The following is a 16,867-nucleotide window of genomic DNA, read 5'->3' as shown; positions in this document are numbered from 1 at the left end:
CCCTATGCGCGTATGGCGGAACTAAGCTCGCCGACAAATGCGGCAACTTTACGGACAATCGCCGCACGGTTTTCAGCCGCATCTGGGCTTGATGGCTTTGCCACGCCATCAGCAATGATATCAACAACGGCAGAGCCGACAACCGCGCCGTCACTGAAACGTGCTGATTCGGCAGCCTGTTCGGGGGTGCGGATGCCAAATCCGGTTACAATCGGAAGATCGGTTTGTTTGCGGATGCGCTGATAGGCATCGGAAATGCTGGTCGCCGCAGCGCTTGCCATGCCGGTAATGCCGGTAACCGAGACATAATAAACAAATCCGCTGGCCTGTGCCAAAATGGCTGGCAAACGTTGATCATGGCTTGTCGGGGTGATTAGCCGAACAACATTCAAACCAGCATCGCGTGCCGGAATGCAAAGTTCTGAATCTTCTTCTGGTGGCAAATCAACGATGATCAACCCATCAACACCAGCCGCCACTGAGTCGGCAATGAACCGGTCATTGCCATAGATATAGATCGGGTTGTAATAGCCCATCAGAACAAGCGGCATATCAGGGTGCCGTTGGCGAAAATTACGCGCAATTTCAAGTGTTGTGGTTAGGGTCATGCCGCTCTTTAACGCTCTAAGTGACGCTGCCTGAATGGCGGGGCCATCGGCCATTGGGTCGGAAAAAGGCATGCCAAGTTCGATAAAATCAACACCAGCGTCAACCAGCCCGTCAAGCAAGGCTTCGGTGGTGGTGGCGTCAGGATCGCCAGCGGTAATAAAAACGCCCAAGCTGCCGCGATTTTCGGCTTTGGCCTTTGCAAATGCGGTATCGATGCGACCTGCCATAATTATCTCTTTTCCAATCTAAATGGGCTTTGGCTTACATCCAGCCAAGTTTTTCAAGAACCGGAAGAACTGCGCCCAAATCCTTGTCGCCGCGGCCACACATGTTCAAAATGACAATATCATCAGAATCCATATCGCCAATGACGGTGCTAAGATAGGCCAGCGCATGTGATGGTTCGAGCGCCGGAATGATGCCTTCAAGACGCGCACAAAGCTGAAAAGCGACAAGCGCTTCTTCATCGGTGGCACTGACATAATTGACGCGGCCAATATCATGAAGCCATGAATGTTCAGGGCCGATCCCCGGATAATCCAGACCAGCCGAAATCGAATGGGCATCGGTAATTTGCCCATCATCATTTTGCAAAAGATAGGTTCGGTTGCCATGCAAGATGCCCGGTGTTCCGCCGGTAAGTGACGCAGCATGAAGGCCGCTGCCAAGACCTTTGCCTGCAGCTTCGACACCATAGATGGCCACATCCGTATCATCAAGAAACGGATAGAAAAGCCCAATCGCATTTGACCCGCCACCAATACAGGCGACAAGCGCATTTGGCAGGCGGCCTTCGGCTTCGAGAATTTGTTCGCGCGCCTCGGTGCCAATAACTGATTGGAAATCGCGCACCATTTGCGGATAGGGGTGTGGGCCTGCGGCGGTGCCGATAATGTAAAAATGCGTTTCGGCATTGGTAACCCAATAGCGAAGCGCCTCATTCATTGCGTCTTTAAGCGTTCCGGTACCTGATGTGACAGGGTGGATTTTGGCACCAAGAAGACGCATCCGGTCGACATTCGGCTTTTGCCGTTCAACATCTTCAGCGCCCATAAAGACTTCGCATTCCATATTGAAAAGCGCGCAGGCTGTTGCTGTGGCAACGCCATGCTGGCCAGCGCCGGTTTCGGCAATGATTTTGGTTTTGCCCATGCGTTTGGCAAGAAGTGCCTGACCCAAAACATTGTTGATCTTGTGCGCGCCAGTATGGTTCAGCTCATCACGTTTTAGATATAGCTTGGCACCACCAAAATGCGCGGTCATGCGCTCGGCAAAATAGAGGGGACTTGGGCGGCCAATATAATGCTTTTGGTAATAGTACATTTCACGGTGAAATGATTTATCGGCGCTGGCTTCTTTGTAGGCTTTTTCGACATTCAAAATCAGCGGCATCAGCGTTTCAGCGACAAAACGGCCACCATGAATGCCAAAGCGGCCAGCCTCATCGGGCTGGTTGCGGAATGTGTTAAGGTTTGTTTTGCTCATCAAAAGCCCTCATCCTGTAAAGTCGGTGAAATCGACGCGGCCGCCAGCATTGTTTTAGCCTAATTGGGTCGCCCGAATAAAGGCATGAATCTCTTCTGCGTCCTTTTTTCCGGGGTATGATTCAACACCCGATGACACATCCAGCGCCTTCGCCGCGCTAATCTTGATTGCATTTGCCACATTATGGCGGTCAAGCCCACCTGCCAGCATCCATGGTAACTGCCCGCGATAATTGGCAAGGATTGTCCAATCAAACTGATGGCCGGTACCGCCGGGCTGCGATCCGGCTTTGACCTTGGCGTCAAACAGCAACCAATCGGCAAGATTATCCCATTTGGCGCATTGATCAAGGTCGGCCGCTGTTTCAACGGCAATCGCCTTGATTACCGGTAAACCGGTGCGGGCTTTGATATCGTCAACATCCTGACAGGTTTCTTTGCCATGAAGCTGCAGCATATCTGGCCGCGCCGCCTCGATAATTGGCATAAGCTTTTCCCCAACGATATCAACGCTTAGCAAAACGCGTTCAGGCGCGTCAGAACCAAGAGAGTCGGCGCAATCTGCCAATGCTGCTAGGCCAGCTAGATCAAGATGGCGTGATGATCCAGGGTAATAGACCATGCCTGTCCAGCGCGCACCGGCATCGCGGCAAATGATATAATCATTAGCCGTTGATATGCCGCAGATTTTAACCTCGGGCGCCATGGGCAATCCTTATGCTTGATGGGTTTTCAATTCAGACTCGATAACGGAGTTCGGCGCTTGCTTAACCTCAGCCGCCGAGCGGTGGTCAATTGATTTGATGCGGCCGGTTCATTCTGCTGGCCATAATCCTGCTGGCCGTGTTCATGCTGGCCGTGTTCATGCTGGGTGGCCGGTTCGGCTGTCATTTTAACGGTTTTTGCCTGCAATTTATTGAAACGCCCCTCAAGACGCCACAGCTTTGCCCGAATCGCCAGCCACTGCCCCCAGAGTAAAATAGCACTCAGCAATCCGCCAATGATAAAGCTGGATAGAATCAACAGCCACACTGGCGCGGTTAGCACGCTGTCAAATGGCCAAAGATAAAGCGTGATAAGCGTTTTATTCGATGTGGCAAACACAATGGCAAACATAGCCAAGAACAAGGTAATGCTCAGCCATAAAAGGTGGCCTAATATTCGCATAATTTGATCCGTCTAGCGGTTTAACCGCTCACGCATGCCTTTGCCCATTTTGAAAAAAGGCACCTTCTTTTCAGATACTTCTACACTTGTTCCGGTTCTTGGATTGCGCCCAAGGCGGGCTTTGCGCTCGCGCACTGAAAAGGCACCAAACCCACGAAGCTCAACCCTGTCACCACGTTCAAGCGCACCGCCGATTTCATCAAGGATTGTTCCAACCAGCCGCTCAATATCACGGTGGTAAAGTGTTGGATTCCTAGCCGCTAATTTCGCGATAAGTTCTGACCGTGTCACAGAGTTCGCTCCCTTAATTCTTGTGTTCTAAAATTTTAGGTTAGGATGCCTGTTTGCAAATGGCGGGTCAACTTAGAATTGATCTCTAACGTTAATAAGAATGATAAAATTCATTAACATAGCCAAGCCAGCCATAAAAAACGCCAGCCGATGGATGCATCGGCTGGCGTGAAGATAGACAGGTTGGCGAGTGTGCCAGCCTTACTTTTCGTCGTTTGTGTCTTTCTTGGCAAGAGCCGCGCCAAGTATATCACCAAGGCTGGCGCCGCTGTCTGATGAGCCAAACTCGGCCATGGCCTGCTTTTCTTCGGCAGATTCGCGCGCCTTGATCGACAGTGACAATTTGCGGGTTTTCTTGTCAACACTGGTGACGACGGCATCAACTTTTTCACCAACAGCAAACCGGTCAGCGCGCTGTTCAGCACGATCACGGCTAAGGTCAGTCCGGCGGATAAAGCCAGTCATGTTCTCACCGATGGTAACGTCGATGCCGTTGTCTGTTACCGCGCTGACGGTACAGGTTACGACTTCGCCTTTGCGATAGGCATCAGCCTGACCAGCAAATGGATCGTCAGTTAGCTGTTTGATGCCAAGTGAGATACGCTCTTTATTGACGTCGATATCAAGGACTTTTGCCTTAACCATGTCGCCTTTGGTAAAGCCTTCAAGGGCTTCTTCGCCAGCGTTTTCCCAGCTGATATCTGACAGGTGAACAAGACCGTCAATATCGTCGTTCAGGCCAACAAACAGACCAAATTCGGTGATGTTCCGGATTTCGCCGTCGATCTCGGTGCCAACTGGATAGGTGGCGCTAAGGTCTTCCCAAGGATTGGTTGTGCATTGCTTGAGGCCAAGTGAAATACGGCGCTTTGACAGATCAACGTCAAGAACCATAACTTCGACTTGCTGACTGGTTGAAACGATTTTGCCAGGATGAACATTCTTCTTTGTCCAGCTCATCTCAGATACATGGACAAGACCTTCGACACCGGCTTCCAGCTCAATAAATGCGCCGTAATCGGTGATGTTGGTAACGCGGCCTTCCATTTTCGCCCCAATCGGGAATTTGCCTTCGACATTTTCCCATGGATCTGACAGAAGTTGCTTCATGCCAAGCGAGATACGCTGGGTTTCAGCATTAAAGCGAATGACCTGAACTTCAACAGTTTCACCAATTTGCAGTGCTTCAGATGGATGGCTGATGCGCTGCCATGCAATGTCGGTGACATGCAACAGGCCGTCAACACCACCAAGATCGACAAAGGCGCCGTAATCGGTGATGTTCTTGACCACACCTTGAAGAACCTGACCTTCTTGCAGATTAGAGACAAGCTCTGATCTTGCTTCGGCGCGTGATTCTTCCAGAACGGCGCGGCGTGAAACAACAATATTGCCACGACGACGGTCGATTTTCAGAATTTGGAATGGCTGTGGTGTTCCCATCAATGGGCCAAGATCGCGAACAGGGCGAATATCGACCTGACTTCCCGGCAAAAAGGCTGTTGCCCCTGACAGATCGACAGTGAAACCGCCTTTGACCTTGCCAAAGATAACGCCGGTAACGCGCTCTTGCTTTTCAAATGATGCTTCGAGAACGCCCCATGCTTCTTCGCGGCGGGCTTTATCGCGGCTTAATACGGCCTGACCATTACGGTCTTCCATACGCTCGACGTAAACCTCAATCTCATCGCCGATTGAAACATCGGCTTGTTGTCCGGGGGCGGCAAGTTCCTTTAGCGGAACGCGGCCTTCAGATTTCAAGCCAACATCAATGATGACAGCGTCACCTTCGATGCCGATAATAAAGCCGCGGACAACACTGCCCTCAACATGCGTGCCTTCACCAAAGCTTTCAGCTAAAAGATCGGCAAAGTTCTCAGTGGCAGCGTCGGCTGCCGAATTCGTTGTAGATGTCAAAAAAATCTCCGTTTTGTCGCTATTTTGATCGGGGGTGCAATACCCCCCTAAAAGGATCAAAATATATGTGCCTCAGCCGGCATGAGGGCCGCATTGAACGAACGATAACCGAATTATTTTGCCTTGTTTTGGCAATATAGCCTGGTTCCAAGCGGGTTTTTTGGCGACCAGTTTGTTTCGCCGGCAGTCAGTTAATCAAAAATATGAACCGGAAATGTTCGTATGGTCTCCGGTTCGGGCTCATTATTCTGATGGGCCGACACGATCAATATGTGACAGGGCTAGAGCTAGAACCGCCGCCGCATCCGTTTTGGATGTGTCGATGGTAATTGCGTCATCTGCGGCCTTTAATGGAGCCACTGATCTAGTCCGGTCCTGATCATCACGCGCCTTCATATCCGCCAGAACGTCGCGGAACATAACCGATTGTCCTGCCTGAAGCAACTCTTTGGTGCGGCGTTCGGCGCGAATATCAAGATCGGCATCAATGAAGAATTTTATATCGGCGTTGGGAAGCACGATCGTGCCAATGTCACGACCATCAAGAACCGCCCCTTTGCCCGATGGTGGTGCCGCGGCAAAGGATCGCTGAAGCGCCAGCAATTCAGCCCGGACGGGGCTAATGGCGGCCACAATTGATGCAAGGGCAGCCACTTTATCGGTGCGTATTTCAGCCGTTTGCGTTAGCGAAAGATCAAGTGTTAATGTAGCATTAACAGCCTGTTTTTCATCAATATTATTGCTATTTACGCTAGCGTTTAACAGGCTAAGGGCAACCGCACGATACAGCGCCCCCGTATCCAGATAATCATAGCCGAATTCGGCTGCCACCCGTTTGGCAAGCGTTCCTTTGCCGCTGGCAGCCGACCCATCAATGGCGATAATCATGTTGCGGTTCCGTCAATGATGCTGGCACCAAGCTGGTTCATGCCGCTGGCAAATCCGGGAAAGCTTGTTTCGATGGTGGCACAGCCGGTTACAGTGATTGGATGTTCGGCAACAAGGCCAAGCGTCAGAAATGACATGGCGATTCGGTGATCATGCTGCGCTGAAAGGGTTGCCCCGCCGGTTATGGTGCTGGTGGAAACGCGCATCGAATCATCATCATAATCAACGGTGACGCCGCAGGCGGCAAGGCCATCAGCCATTACCTTGATGCGGTCGGTTTCCTTGACGCGCAATTCGGCAACGCCAAGCATCTCGGTTGTGCCGTTTGCGGTTGCGGCGGCGACTGACAGAATTGGAAATTCATCAATCATCGAGGCCGCACGTTCGGCCGGAACGGTAATGCCTTTCAACTGACTATGCCGGATACGCAAATCAGCAACGGCCTCGCCGCCTTCAATCCGATCATTGCTTTTGACAATATCGCCGCCCATTTCGATAAGGGTTGTCAAAAGGCCGGTTCGAAGCGGGTTCATGCCAATACCAACAAGCGTGATATCGCTTTGCGGGGTAATCAGCGCCGCAACAATGGCAAACGCGGCAGAAGATGGATCGCTTGGCACGATGATATCGGCGGCGCGAAGTGTTGCCTCACCTGCAAGCGTAACATGATGCGCCCCATCGGCGTCGATATGCTGCTGAACCGATGCGCCAAAATGCCGAAGCATTGATTCGCTGTGATCGCGTGATGCTTGCGGTTCGGTGATATTTGTGGTGCCACGCGCGTTCAGCCCGGCAAGCAAGATCGCTGATTTGATTTGTGCTGAGGCCACTTTTGAGCGATGGCTCAACGCCATTAGATTTGTCGCCCCCTTGATGGTGACGGGCAGCAAGCCACCGTCACGGCAGGTGATTTCAGCTCCCATTTTGGCAAGCGGATCGGTAATCCTCGCCATTGGCCGCACGCTAAGCGAGGCATCGCCGCAGAATGTTGCCGTGATGTTCTGACCGGCAACAACCCCCATCAACAGGCGCGCACCCGTCCCCGAATTACCAAGATTAAGCGGTGTTATAGGCGAAATCATGCCATGCAATCCAACGCCGGTAATATGCCAAACGCCGCCGGCATCACGCTCGATGCCGGCACCAAGCGCCACAAGTGCGTCTTTTGTCGACATGACATCAGCGCCTTCAAGAAGGCCGCGAACCTTGGTTGGTCCAATCGCAAGGCTGCCGAAAATCAGTGAACGATGCGAGATGGATTTATCACCCGGAATGGGCATTGAGCCCACAAGCGGACCGGCTTTTCTCGAAACAAGTTGATCATGCGGATGAGGTGACATCAAAAGGCCTTTTACGATTTGCTGATAGGCAGTTTTGCCCCGTTAATTTCGGTAACGGCAGCTTGTAACATTTTTCTAGGGTGCTAAGCAATCAGCGCCATACAAATGCCGAATCCTTTTGATAGTAAGCCAGCGTGAAAATAAAATTTGGAAACCGGCAGAAAATTATTTTGACAGCTTGCAAAATTTGTTTCAAATCCCCTAAAGATGAATAGTCCTTATTTTTGACGGTTAAGTACAGGGGATTAAAAAGAATGGCAAAGGTTGAGCTTGGCTTGAAGCGTACCTGTCTATCATGTGATATGCGCTTTTATGATTTTAAACGTAGTCCCATTATTTGTCCGGGCTGCGGCACAGAATTTGATCCGGAAAATCTGTTAAAAGGCCGTAAAAGCCGGGCTGCGCCGAAAAGCGCGGCGAAGGCAGATGTGTCTGATGATGCTGATGATCTGGATGAAACAGAATTTGACGATGAAGACGTGAATGTTGCTGTCACTAAAGACGATGATGATGACGATGATATGGATTTTGACGAAGGTGATGTTGATGTTGATGATACGGACGGTCCGGGAATCATTCAGGACGATATCACTGATGGCGACGAATTATTGCCCAACCTAGATAATAAGGATGATCAGTAAGCATCTTGCCTGCTTGATGCTGGCAAATTTGATTGGTTTGGCGGCGGTGCCATAAAAAACCCGCCACCAGACAAAAATTTGCTTGCGCAGGGTGTCGCCCCTGCGATACACATCCCTCGCAGCATTTCTGCACTGCACGAATTGGAACTGAATTGGCGTTTTGGCGATGCCCCTTAGTTAGGGCATTGCAGGTCAGACACGGTAACAAGGGGCTATAGCTCAGCTGGGAGAGCGCTACAATGGCATTGTAGAGGTCAGCGGTTCGATCCCGCTTAGCTCCACCAATTTTTCTGTTTCCAGATAAAACATTATCCCAGCGCAGTGGTGAGCCCATACTGACAGAGCGCGCTCATGCTGTCATTGTTTCGTTCATCCCATCATGGCTTTGCCGGTACCATGATGGCCGCGCTTTGCATTTGCAGGGGCTATTGGCAAGCTTGATGCGGTTAGGCAGCGACGTCGCCGGCGTTTCCAAGGCATCTAAGAAGCTCAGTTGGCGTCTTGGCAGTGCGAAGCTGGTCGCAAGTGGCCACCTCGCGGAATGATCTTGCCACGCTGGCTAAGCATTTCAGATGATCGCTATCCGCATTTGGTGGCCCGATCACAAGACAAACAATATCGACAGGCTTGCGATCTTGCGCATCAAAATCAACTGGATCTGTCAAAACGGCGATGATACCAATGGTGCGCGTCAAATTGTGATGCACAGCATGGGGAATTGCATTGCCGCCGCCAATTGCGGTGCTGCCAAGACGCTCGCGGCGCATCACAATATCAAAAAGACTGCGCTGGCAAAGACCAGTGAGCTCAGCGGCGCGTTCAGCAAGCTGTTCAATAACCTGCTTTTTACTGCTGCCAGCGACGCCAAGCATAATCTGGTCGGCGGTAAGATAATCAATTATGGACATGAAAAGACCCGTAGAATGAATAAAGCCTGTGCAGCGCCTAGCCTCGAAACCGAAACCATGCATTGCCGAGGCGGCGCATGTATATGAGGTGGATGACGGGCTGTCAAGCCGTGAATCACGTGACTTAGATGCTAAAGCGCTCGCCAAGATAGACTTGCCGAACCCCGCTATGTTGAACCACCTCATCTGGCGTGCCTTCCATCAGCACGGTGCCGTCATGGATGATGTAGGCACGGTCAACAATATCAAGCGTTTCGCGAACATTATGGTCGGTAATCAAAACGCCGATACCATGTGTTTTCAAATGTGCAATCAAATCACGAATTTCGCCAAGTGCAATCGGGTCAATGCCGGCCAAAGGTTCATCAAGCAGAAGAAGTGTCGGGCGGGCAGCAAGGGCGCGCGCAATTTCGAGGCGGCGACGTTCACCGCCGGACAGGCTGACCGATGGTGTGTTGCGAAGATGGGTGATGCCAAATTCGGCCATCAGATCATCAAGCGTGGCGTCGCGTTCGTCATCATGGTCTTCAAGTGTTTCGAGAACGGCGCGGATATTTTGTTCAACCGTCAAGCCGCGAAAAATGCTCGATTCCTGAGGCAGATATCCCATGCCAAGACGCGCGCGCTGGAAGATGGGCATGCTGGTGACATCGCGTCCATCAATAAAGACCTGCCCCTCATCGGCGGGCAATAATCCGGCAAGCATGTAAAAGGTTGTTGTTTTACCAGCGCCGTTTGGGCCAAGAAGGCCAACAGCCTCGCCACGTTGTAAGCCAAGCGACACATTGCGAACCACGCGCCGTTTGTTAAAGCTTTTGCCAACGCTTTTGGCTTGCAACCCTTGATTGCCTGGCACCAATACTGGCCGCGCCATGCCAAAATCTAATTCTATATTGTCAGACACCATCATGCCCTTTTTGATGCGGTGAAGCCTTTGCGGCCTGTCAGGGATATCTTTATCGACCAATTAATCAGGGCATGTCAACGAGTTAAGGGCAAAATAACGGTTTGATGTTCTGCCCACGGCAATGCCGCATCGGCTAAGCTGATTTATGGTGTTAAAATACCGGTCACGCGCTTACCCGTAGGGCCTGAAAGTATCTTGCTGATTTCCTTGTCAAAATCGACCTCGGCACGGGCGCCGCGCATGATGTTTTCTTTGTCGGTAATTTCGACATTACCATCAAGATTGGCCATCGAAGTGCTGGCAATATAATTCAGCTTGTCGGCGATTGCGACGGTGCCTTGGGCTGTGATGACCTTTGTGTTTTCATAAGCATCAATGGTTTTCAAAGTGCCATCGGCGCTGATATAGGCGATTAGCTTGTCACCAAAGACATTGCGGCCATCGCTGTTTTTGTAATGGGCTTTGCCAATTGCGGTGATTTTGCGATTATCGTTATCGGTTAAGTCATAGGTAATTGATTTGGTCGCTGTCATGGTGCCTTTGGGGCCGGTGACAGAAGTGTTTTTACCGGTCAGAACATAGAGGTTGCTGGTCAGATCATAATTAAGCTTGTCGCCTTTGGCGGTGTTTTCACCCTGAATATAGGTTACGGATCCAGTTGCGATCACTTGGGTGATGTCGCGCGCTTCGCCTTCGGTTGCGTAATTGGCGATAATATGGTTCGCGCTGATATTTGCTTGGCCCTGTTCGACATAGGCATCGCCCTTGGCGATATAGGTGCCGTCGGTTTGGTTCCATTCAAGCGAGTCATTCGCCTCGATTGTGATGGGAAGCGGTGCGGTCGCGCTGCCGGCGGTCTGTGCAAGTGCGGGGACGGTCAAAATCATACAACTCCCAAGGCCAAACACGATTTGGCGAAATATTTTGACGAAATAGCGATTAGATCGGTTCATGATGTGATCTGCTTTCTGTCCAGCTGGCCGGTTAAGTTACCCAAACGATCGGTCTATTAAAAATATCTAGCTTTTGGCCTTATTTGTTTTGGGTGTGACCACGGCCTTTGATGTGGGTGCGATGGCGTTGCTGTTTTTGATAATCATTTTGGCAGCCCCGCCAAAGATAATCCGCGCGCCATTGTCATAGACTTGCATGCTATCGGCATTGATGCGCCTGTCAATATCCTGAACCTGAACCGGAACATCACTATGCATCTCACCAGCTTTGAGATTGGCTTCAAGCGCTTCGGTATCAAGGCGAAGATTGCGATCAGGCTGGGTCACAACAACCGCGCCTGACATGGAAACAATATCGGTCTGTTTGTTGAAGATGCCTGACTTTGACTGCATGTTAACAAGCGAGCCATTGCGCATGATCAAAACGGCGGTTGGTTGATCCATGTCAACACGTCCCGACCCATCAGGGGCTTCATTGGCTTTGGCAGCCGTGATCTCATATGGTTTTCCGGCTGGTGTTAAACCGCGATAGCGTGCGCCGGTTAATTGAACTTCGCCACTTTCGGCGCGTTTCACCTTTTTGATTTCCAGCGATACACCCTTGCCATTGGCCAAAAGCCCAAGCCAGATTGCAACAGCAAGCGTCAGAACAGCGCCAACGCCAACAAGTAAAAGCGATAATGGATAGCGCCGCTCGCTGGTGGTCTGGGCGGTCTTGGCGCGTGGGGTAAAGCGGCTTTTTCGCACTGGATCTATGTCGGTCATCGGTGATGTCATTCCCTAAATGATTGCCAGCAGCGCCATCAGCTCAATGCGCCCCGATCTTGGCTGATTTTTGCTAGCAGGCTACAGCCTAGTGATGAAAAATATCCATCTCGGCAAAGCCATCCAGATCAAGCTGGGCACGGGTTAACAAAAAGTCAAAACAATGGGCGGCAATCTCGCTTCGGCCTTCGCGTTCCAGCATCATATCAAGGCGTTCACGAAGCTGGTGAAGATATAAAACATCACCGGCGGCATATTCGGCCTGTTGAGGCGTCAAGATCGCTGCGCCCCAATCCGATGATTGCTGCTGTTTTGAAATATCGATTTGCAATAATTCGCGGCAAAGATCTTTTAGCCCATGCCGGTCGGTGTAGGTGCGGATCAGTTTGGATGCGATTTTGGTGCAATAAACAGGGCCAGCAAGCGGGCCAATGCCTTGGCTAAGGCTGGCAATATCAAAACGTGCAAAGTGAAACAGCTTGGTGACCTGCGGATTGGCAAGAAGCGATGCCAGGTTCGGGCTTGGCATTTGCGGCTTGGCGATTTTGACAAGATGGGCGTCGCCATCACCGCCCGATAGCTGCACAAGGCATAGCCGGTCGCGATGCGGGTTAAGCCCCATTGTTTCGGTATCAATGGCAACCACATCACCAAGATCAATTTCGGCAGGAAGATCGTCCTGATGGATATGAATTGTCATCTATGCCTCATTTGTTTTGTCCTTGCAAAAGCCGGGTCTATTATATTCGCAAAGGATTGGCTTTTTGCCAAGGGCGCGCGCTTTGGTGCGAAAAGCCAGTAACGGCCGTGGGGCAATCAAAATGGCAATGGTGCCCAGGAGAAGACTCGAACTTCCACGACCTAATGGTCACTGGCACCTGAAGCCAGCGCGTCTACCAATTCCGCCACCTGGGCTTGCCATTGACCTTGCGGAAAACCGCGTCCTGTCTGACGCCGTGAGAATAGCCACAAACGATGGCGTGTCAAACCTTTTCAATGACCTAATGGCGAGAAAATGCGGCTTTCCTTGGCGGTGCCAAATGCCGGTAAAAATCTATTTTATAGGAAATTGGCATTGGTGGGATTGTAAAGCGGGGAGGCATGACCTAATTTGCAGTCAAAGAATGTGTGGTGGCGCGTCAAAACGTGGCTGTGCCGCCAGCAAATTGTCATCGCGCCGCGCCCTTTGGCCGGTCAAGCAAGGGTAGATCAATGATCAACACAGTTGCAGTAATTGGTGGATCGGGGTTTGTTGGACGGGCAACCGTGGGGCGGCTGGCACGCGCTGGTAAACAGGTCATTGTGTTATGCCGCAACAGCGAGCGAGCAAAATATCTGAAACCGATGGGTAATGTTGGGCAGATCACGCTTGTGGCCGGCAATGCGCTTGATGACGCGGTTTTGGAATCGGTCATTCGGCCTGCCGACGCGGTGGTCAATCTTGTTGGTATTCTTGCCGAAGGTGGCGGGCAGCGTTTTGACGCATTGCAGGCGGAACTGCCAGCGCGTATCGGTGCGCTTGCTGCCAAGCATGATGTTCAGTCACTTGTTCACGTATCGGCCATTGGTGCTGATCGTGAGTCGCCAAGCTATTATGCAAAAAGCAAAGCTGCTGGCGAAGCTGGATTGCACAAGGCCTTCGCATCAGCGGTGATTCTGCGCCCATCAATTGTGTTCGGCCCGCGCGACGATTTCTTTAACCGGTTTGCCGCAATGGCCATGATTGCGCCAGCATTGCCATTGCCTGGCGGCGGCAAAATGCGCATGCAGCCCGTTTATGTTGAAGATGTTGTCGGGGCGATTATGGCCGGTCTCGGCCTTGCTGGTGGCAAGCTCGCCAAATCACCCGAGGGCAAGATTTTCGAGCTTGGCGGCCCGGATATGTTTAGCTTTCGGCAATTGATGGAAATCACCTTGCTTAATATCAAGCGTCGCCGCCTGTTATTGCCGGTGCCATTTTTTGCATTATCATGCGGTGCTGCCGTTGCCGAGTTGCTGCCCAATGCGCCAATCACGCTTGATCAGGTGCGGTTGCTCAAAAATGACAATATCGTTGGCAAGAAAGCGCTGACGCTTGCTGATTTGGGCATTACGCCAACTTGTGTTGATGCGGTTTTGCCAACCTATCTTGAGCGCTATCGTCCAGGTGGGCTGTTCCGGTCTTAGCTAATGCTTGGGGCAACCCAGCCTTGCGCCAATGCCAGCAATAGCAATCCACCAAGCGCCAAACGGTAATAAACAAAAATACCAAAACCTGCGGTGGTGAACCAACGCATCATCCAGCGGATCGCAAGCCACGCAAGGCCAGCCGATAAAACCGCAACAACCACCGCATCCGCGCCAAGCGTGGCATCGCCGCTTTTGACAAGATCAAGCGTTTTGAGCAAGCCGGCACCGGCAATTGTTGGCAAGGAAAGTAACAGTGAAAATCGAGCTGCGGTGACGTGGTCATAGCCAAGAAATCGCGCCGCGCTCATGGTCACGCCTGACCGCGAGGCACCGGGGATTAAAGCGCAAATTTGCACGATGCCGATGATCAACGCATGCGGCAAGCCGATTTGACCAAGGTCGCGCCGTGAGGCTGGTACCTTATCGGCAAACCATAAAATGACTGCAAATACCAGATTGGCAATGGCAAGGCTGTAAACCATTTCAAGCCACTGCCAATTAGCATAATTGACGATATAACCGGCGATAATCACCGGAATGGTTGCCATAACAAGCATGATACCAAGCCGTGCATGATCTGGATCATTGCGCCCAAATCGCAGCATTGATACCGCAATGGCGATGATTTCTGCACGCAAATAAAAGGCAACCGCAATCAAAGTGCCGACATGCGCTGCCACATCAATCACCCGGCCCTGATAGGCGAAATCGGTGACGATTGGGATCAGCACCAAATGCCCCGATGATGATACGGGCAAAAATTCGGTCAAACCCTGAATGGCGGCAACAAGAATCAGCAGGCTTAGTGGCATTCGTAAGGCTCCTTGCAAAGACACTTTATTATCAGCGGCGCATTACTTAGAGACGAAGTAGTAACCGCGTAGTATCAAACCGGCCAAATGGGTGGCAGTGATCCCTGTTATCATAGGCGCAGAAGGTGATTATTGACCAGCATCAATGTAATTTGCCTTCACGCGCCTAATTAGTACCATTTCGGCCATAATAACGACAAGTTGCGACAGATTTGCTAGCACCATCTGAATCGCGCTTGCAATTATCATCAAAAAAAGGTAATGAATGTTGACTAATTAATGATGTAATCGGGGGTAGTGCCTAACTATTCGCCGATTGCATTCGGCGATTGCGCCAAAATTTCTGGGTGATGCCAGCATAGTCGAAACGTTGAAAATCGTCTGTTGCGCTTGGATTAGGTGTTGCGGCGTAGATGACAGACCGGCTTTGCGGACGATAAGTCACCAGAAAAGACCGAGACGAAAACAGCTTTGCTAGTTGAATAGGGGATGCGGGGCTTGAAACACCAGCATGAGCGATTGTGAAGCCATTGCTGAATTGGAAGGGAGTAGCAGATATGTCATCAAAGATGTTGAAGTTCGTATCGACTGACAAAGCCATGCCGGAAAAGCGCAAGGCCGAAAAGCGTGTCGCTGATTTTGATGAAATCTATGATGATTTCGATGCAGTTGAGGCTGAAACACAATCATCGCGCTGCTCGCAATGCGGGGTGCCGTTCTGTCAGGTGAATTGCCCGCTTCATAACAATATCCCTGATTGGTTGATGCTGACTGCCGAAGGCCGGATGCAGGAAGCCTATGAACTGTCATCACAGACCAATAATTTTCCGGAAATCTGTGGCCGTATTTGCCCGCAAGACCGGCTTTGCGAAGGCAGCTGCGTGATCGAAAAAGGGTTCGAATCGGTCACGATTGGCGCGGTTGAAAAACATATCACCGAAACTGCCTTTGCCGAGGGCTGGGTCAAGCCAGCCGCGCCGCGTGTTGAACGGGCGGAATCGATTGGTATTATTGGCGCCGGACCAGCCGGATTGGCCGCTGCCGAAATGCTTCGCCATCGCGGCTATCAGGTTCATATCTATGACCGCTATGACCGGATCGGCGGCTTGTTGATGTATGGCATCCCCGGGTTCAAGCTGGAAAAATCAATTGTCGAGCGTCGTGGTCAATTGCTGATTGATGGTGGGGTTCATTTCCATCTTGGTGTTGATATTGGTGGCGAGATCAGCTTTGCCGATATTCGGGCCAAGCATGATGCCATTCTGGTGGCGACGGGTGTTTATAAGGCACGCGACATCGCCGCGCCGGGAAGCGGGCTTGATGGCATCGTTCCGGCGCTTGAATATCTAACCGTGTCAAACCGCAAAAGCCTTGGTGATAATGTTGCGGCATTTGATTCGGGTGCGCTGAATGCCGAAGGCAAAGATGTTGTTGTGATTGGTGGCGGCGACACGGCGATGGATTGCGTTCGCACGGCAATTCGGCAAAAGGCCAAATCGGTCAGCTGTCTTTACCGCCGCGATCGGGCGAACATGCCCGGGTCACAGCGTGAAGTTCAAAATGCCGAAGAAGAAGGTGTTGTTTTCAAATGGCTGTCTGCGCCACAGGCGTTTCTTGGTGATGACAAGGTGCGCGCGGTTCAGGCGCAGCGCATTCACCTTGGCCAGCCAGATGCAACCGGCCGTCAAGTGCCAGAAGTGATTGACGGATCAGCGCATGAATTGCCCGCCGATATGGTGATCAAGGCGCTTGGTTTTGATCCAGAAGATTTGCCGACAATGTTTGGTCAGGACGGGCTGGAAGTCACCCGCTGGGGAACGCTGAAAATTGATTGGCGGACAATGATGACAAATCTGGATGGCGTGTTTGCGGCTGGCGATATTGTTCGCGGCGCGTCGCTTGTTGTTTGGGGTGTTCGTGACGGCCGTGACGCGGCCGAGGCGATTGATCAATGGATTATGGCCGCCGCTGATGCGCCGCGGGCCGCTGGTGCCGGTCGCTAGACCGCTGCATATA

General features: G+C 51.5%; 17 protein-coding genes and 2 tRNA genes. 4 read left to right on the top strand and 15 right to left on the bottom strand.

The window, feature by feature from the left end:
• Positions 1-2: 2 nt before the first annotated feature.
• The 8 genes from trpA to aroA all read right to left on the bottom strand — a co-directional run bounded on the left by trpA (position 3) and on the right by aroA (position 7,696).
• Positions 3-836 carry a tryptophan synthase subunit alpha gene (gene trpA, locus ABXT40_RS09225; RefSeq protein WP_443645320.1) on the bottom strand — a complete coding sequence of 278 codons (834 nt, stop codon included), beginning with the start codon at positions 834-836 and terminating at the stop codon, positions 3-5.
• Between the two features lie 34 nt (positions 837-870).
• Positions 871-2,094: a tryptophan synthase subunit beta gene (trpB, locus tag ABXT40_RS09220; RefSeq protein WP_443645319.1), complete on the bottom strand. Its 1,224-nt coding sequence runs from the start codon at positions 2,092-2,094 to the stop codon at positions 871-873.
• 54 nt (positions 2,095-2,148) lie between these two features.
• Positions 2,149-2,799 carry a phosphoribosylanthranilate isomerase gene (locus tag ABXT40_RS09215; RefSeq protein ID WP_443645318.1) on the bottom strand — a complete coding sequence of 217 codons (651 nt, stop codon included), beginning with the start codon at positions 2,797-2,799 and terminating at the stop codon, positions 2,149-2,151.
• A 26-nt stretch (positions 2,800-2,825) separates the two neighbouring features.
• Entirely contained in the window at positions 2,826-3,260 is a 435-nt protein-coding gene (locus ABXT40_RS09210; RefSeq protein ID WP_443645317.1) for a LapA family protein, read from the bottom strand.
• 12 nt (positions 3,261-3,272) lie between these two features.
• Entirely contained in the window at positions 3,273-3,551 is a 279-nt protein-coding gene (locus tag ABXT40_RS09205; RefSeq protein WP_443645316.1) for an integration host factor subunit beta, read from the bottom strand.
• Positions 3,552-3,752: 201 nt separating this feature from the next.
• Positions 3,753-5,468: a 30S ribosomal protein S1 gene (gene rpsA, locus ABXT40_RS09200; protein ID WP_443645315.1), complete on the bottom strand. Its 1,716-nt coding sequence runs from the start codon at positions 5,466-5,468 to the stop codon at positions 3,753-3,755.
• Positions 5,469-5,711: 243 nt separating this feature from the next.
• Positions 5,712-6,356 carry a (d)CMP kinase gene (cmk, locus tag ABXT40_RS09195; RefSeq protein ID WP_443645314.1) on the bottom strand — a complete coding sequence of 215 codons (645 nt, stop codon included), beginning with the start codon at positions 6,354-6,356 and terminating at the stop codon, positions 5,712-5,714.
• Complete coding sequence (gene aroA / locus ABXT40_RS09190) at positions 6,353-7,696, bottom strand: 3-phosphoshikimate 1-carboxyvinyltransferase (RefSeq protein ID WP_443645313.1); 1,344 nt, start codon at positions 7,694-7,696, stop codon at positions 6,353-6,355. Before aroA ends, cmk begins: the two co-directional genes overlap by 4 nt.
• 254 nt (positions 7,697-7,950) lie before the next feature.
• Between aroA and ABXT40_RS09185 the strand changes: the two genes are divergently transcribed.
• Positions 7,951-8,337, top strand: coding sequence for a TIGR02300 family protein (locus ABXT40_RS09185; protein WP_443645312.1), 387 nt, complete (start codon positions 7,951-7,953; stop codon positions 8,335-8,337).
• A 208-nt stretch (positions 8,338-8,545) separates the two neighbouring features.
• Positions 8,546-8,621: transfer RNA gene (locus tag ABXT40_RS09180), tRNA-Ala, on the top strand.
• Positions 8,622-8,783: 162 nt separating this feature from the next.
• Here the strand turns inward: ABXT40_RS09180 and ABXT40_RS09175 are convergent.
• The 6 genes from ABXT40_RS09175 to ABXT40_RS09150 form a co-directional block, all read right to left on the bottom strand.
• Complete coding sequence (locus tag ABXT40_RS09175) at positions 8,784-9,245, bottom strand: PTS sugar transporter subunit IIA (RefSeq protein WP_443645311.1); 462 nt, start codon at positions 9,243-9,245, stop codon at positions 8,784-8,786.
• Positions 9,246-9,369: 124 nt separating this feature from the next.
• Positions 9,370-10,119, bottom strand: a complete 750-nt coding sequence (lptB, locus tag ABXT40_RS09170; protein WP_443646997.1) for an LPS export ABC transporter ATP-binding protein — start codon at positions 10,117-10,119, stop codon at positions 9,370-9,372.
• A 176-nt stretch (positions 10,120-10,295) separates the two neighbouring features.
• A complete protein-coding gene (locus tag ABXT40_RS09165; protein ID WP_443645310.1) occupies positions 10,296-11,105 on the bottom strand; it encodes an LptA/OstA family protein in 810 nt (269 codons plus the stop codon).
• Between the two features lie 66 nt (positions 11,106-11,171).
• Entirely contained in the window at positions 11,172-11,870 is a 699-nt protein-coding gene (lptC, locus tag ABXT40_RS09160) for an LPS export ABC transporter periplasmic protein LptC (protein WP_443645309.1), read from the bottom strand.
• 88 nt (positions 11,871-11,958) lie between these two features.
• On the bottom strand, positions 11,959-12,570 hold the full coding sequence (locus ABXT40_RS09155) for a ribonuclease D (protein ID WP_443645308.1): 612 nt from the start codon (positions 12,568-12,570) through the stop codon (positions 11,959-11,961).
• A gap of 128 nt (positions 12,571-12,698) precedes the next feature.
• Positions 12,699-12,785, bottom strand: a tRNA-Leu gene (locus tag ABXT40_RS09150).
• A 297-nt stretch (positions 12,786-13,082) separates the two neighbouring features.
• Here ABXT40_RS09150 and ABXT40_RS09145 point away from each other — a divergent pair.
• Positions 13,083-14,036: a complex I NDUFA9 subunit family protein gene (locus ABXT40_RS09145; RefSeq protein ID WP_443646996.1), complete on the top strand. Its 954-nt coding sequence runs from the start codon at positions 13,083-13,085 to the stop codon at positions 14,034-14,036.
• Here ABXT40_RS09145 and ABXT40_RS09140 read toward each other — a convergent pair.
• Positions 14,033-14,851, bottom strand: coding sequence for an undecaprenyl-diphosphate phosphatase (locus ABXT40_RS09140; protein WP_443645307.1), 819 nt, complete (start codon positions 14,849-14,851; stop codon positions 14,033-14,035). The genes ABXT40_RS09145 and ABXT40_RS09140 overlap by 4 nt on opposite strands.
• A gap of 557 nt (positions 14,852-15,408) precedes the next feature.
• On the opposite strand from ABXT40_RS09140, the gene ABXT40_RS09135 reads away from it, so the two are divergent.
• Positions 15,409-16,854: an NAD(P)-dependent oxidoreductase gene (locus ABXT40_RS09135; protein WP_443645306.1), complete on the top strand. Its 1,446-nt coding sequence runs from the start codon at positions 15,409-15,411 to the stop codon at positions 16,852-16,854.
• Positions 16,855-16,867: the final 13 nt, after the last annotated feature.

The sequence above is a fragment of the Candidatus Ponderosibacter sp. Uisw_141_02 genome (genome assembly GCF_048087665.1).
Taxonomy (GTDB): Bacteria; Pseudomonadota; Alphaproteobacteria; order Puniceispirillales; family Puniceispirillaceae; genus UBA3439.
This window is presented reverse-complemented; position numbering and strand designations above follow the sequence as displayed.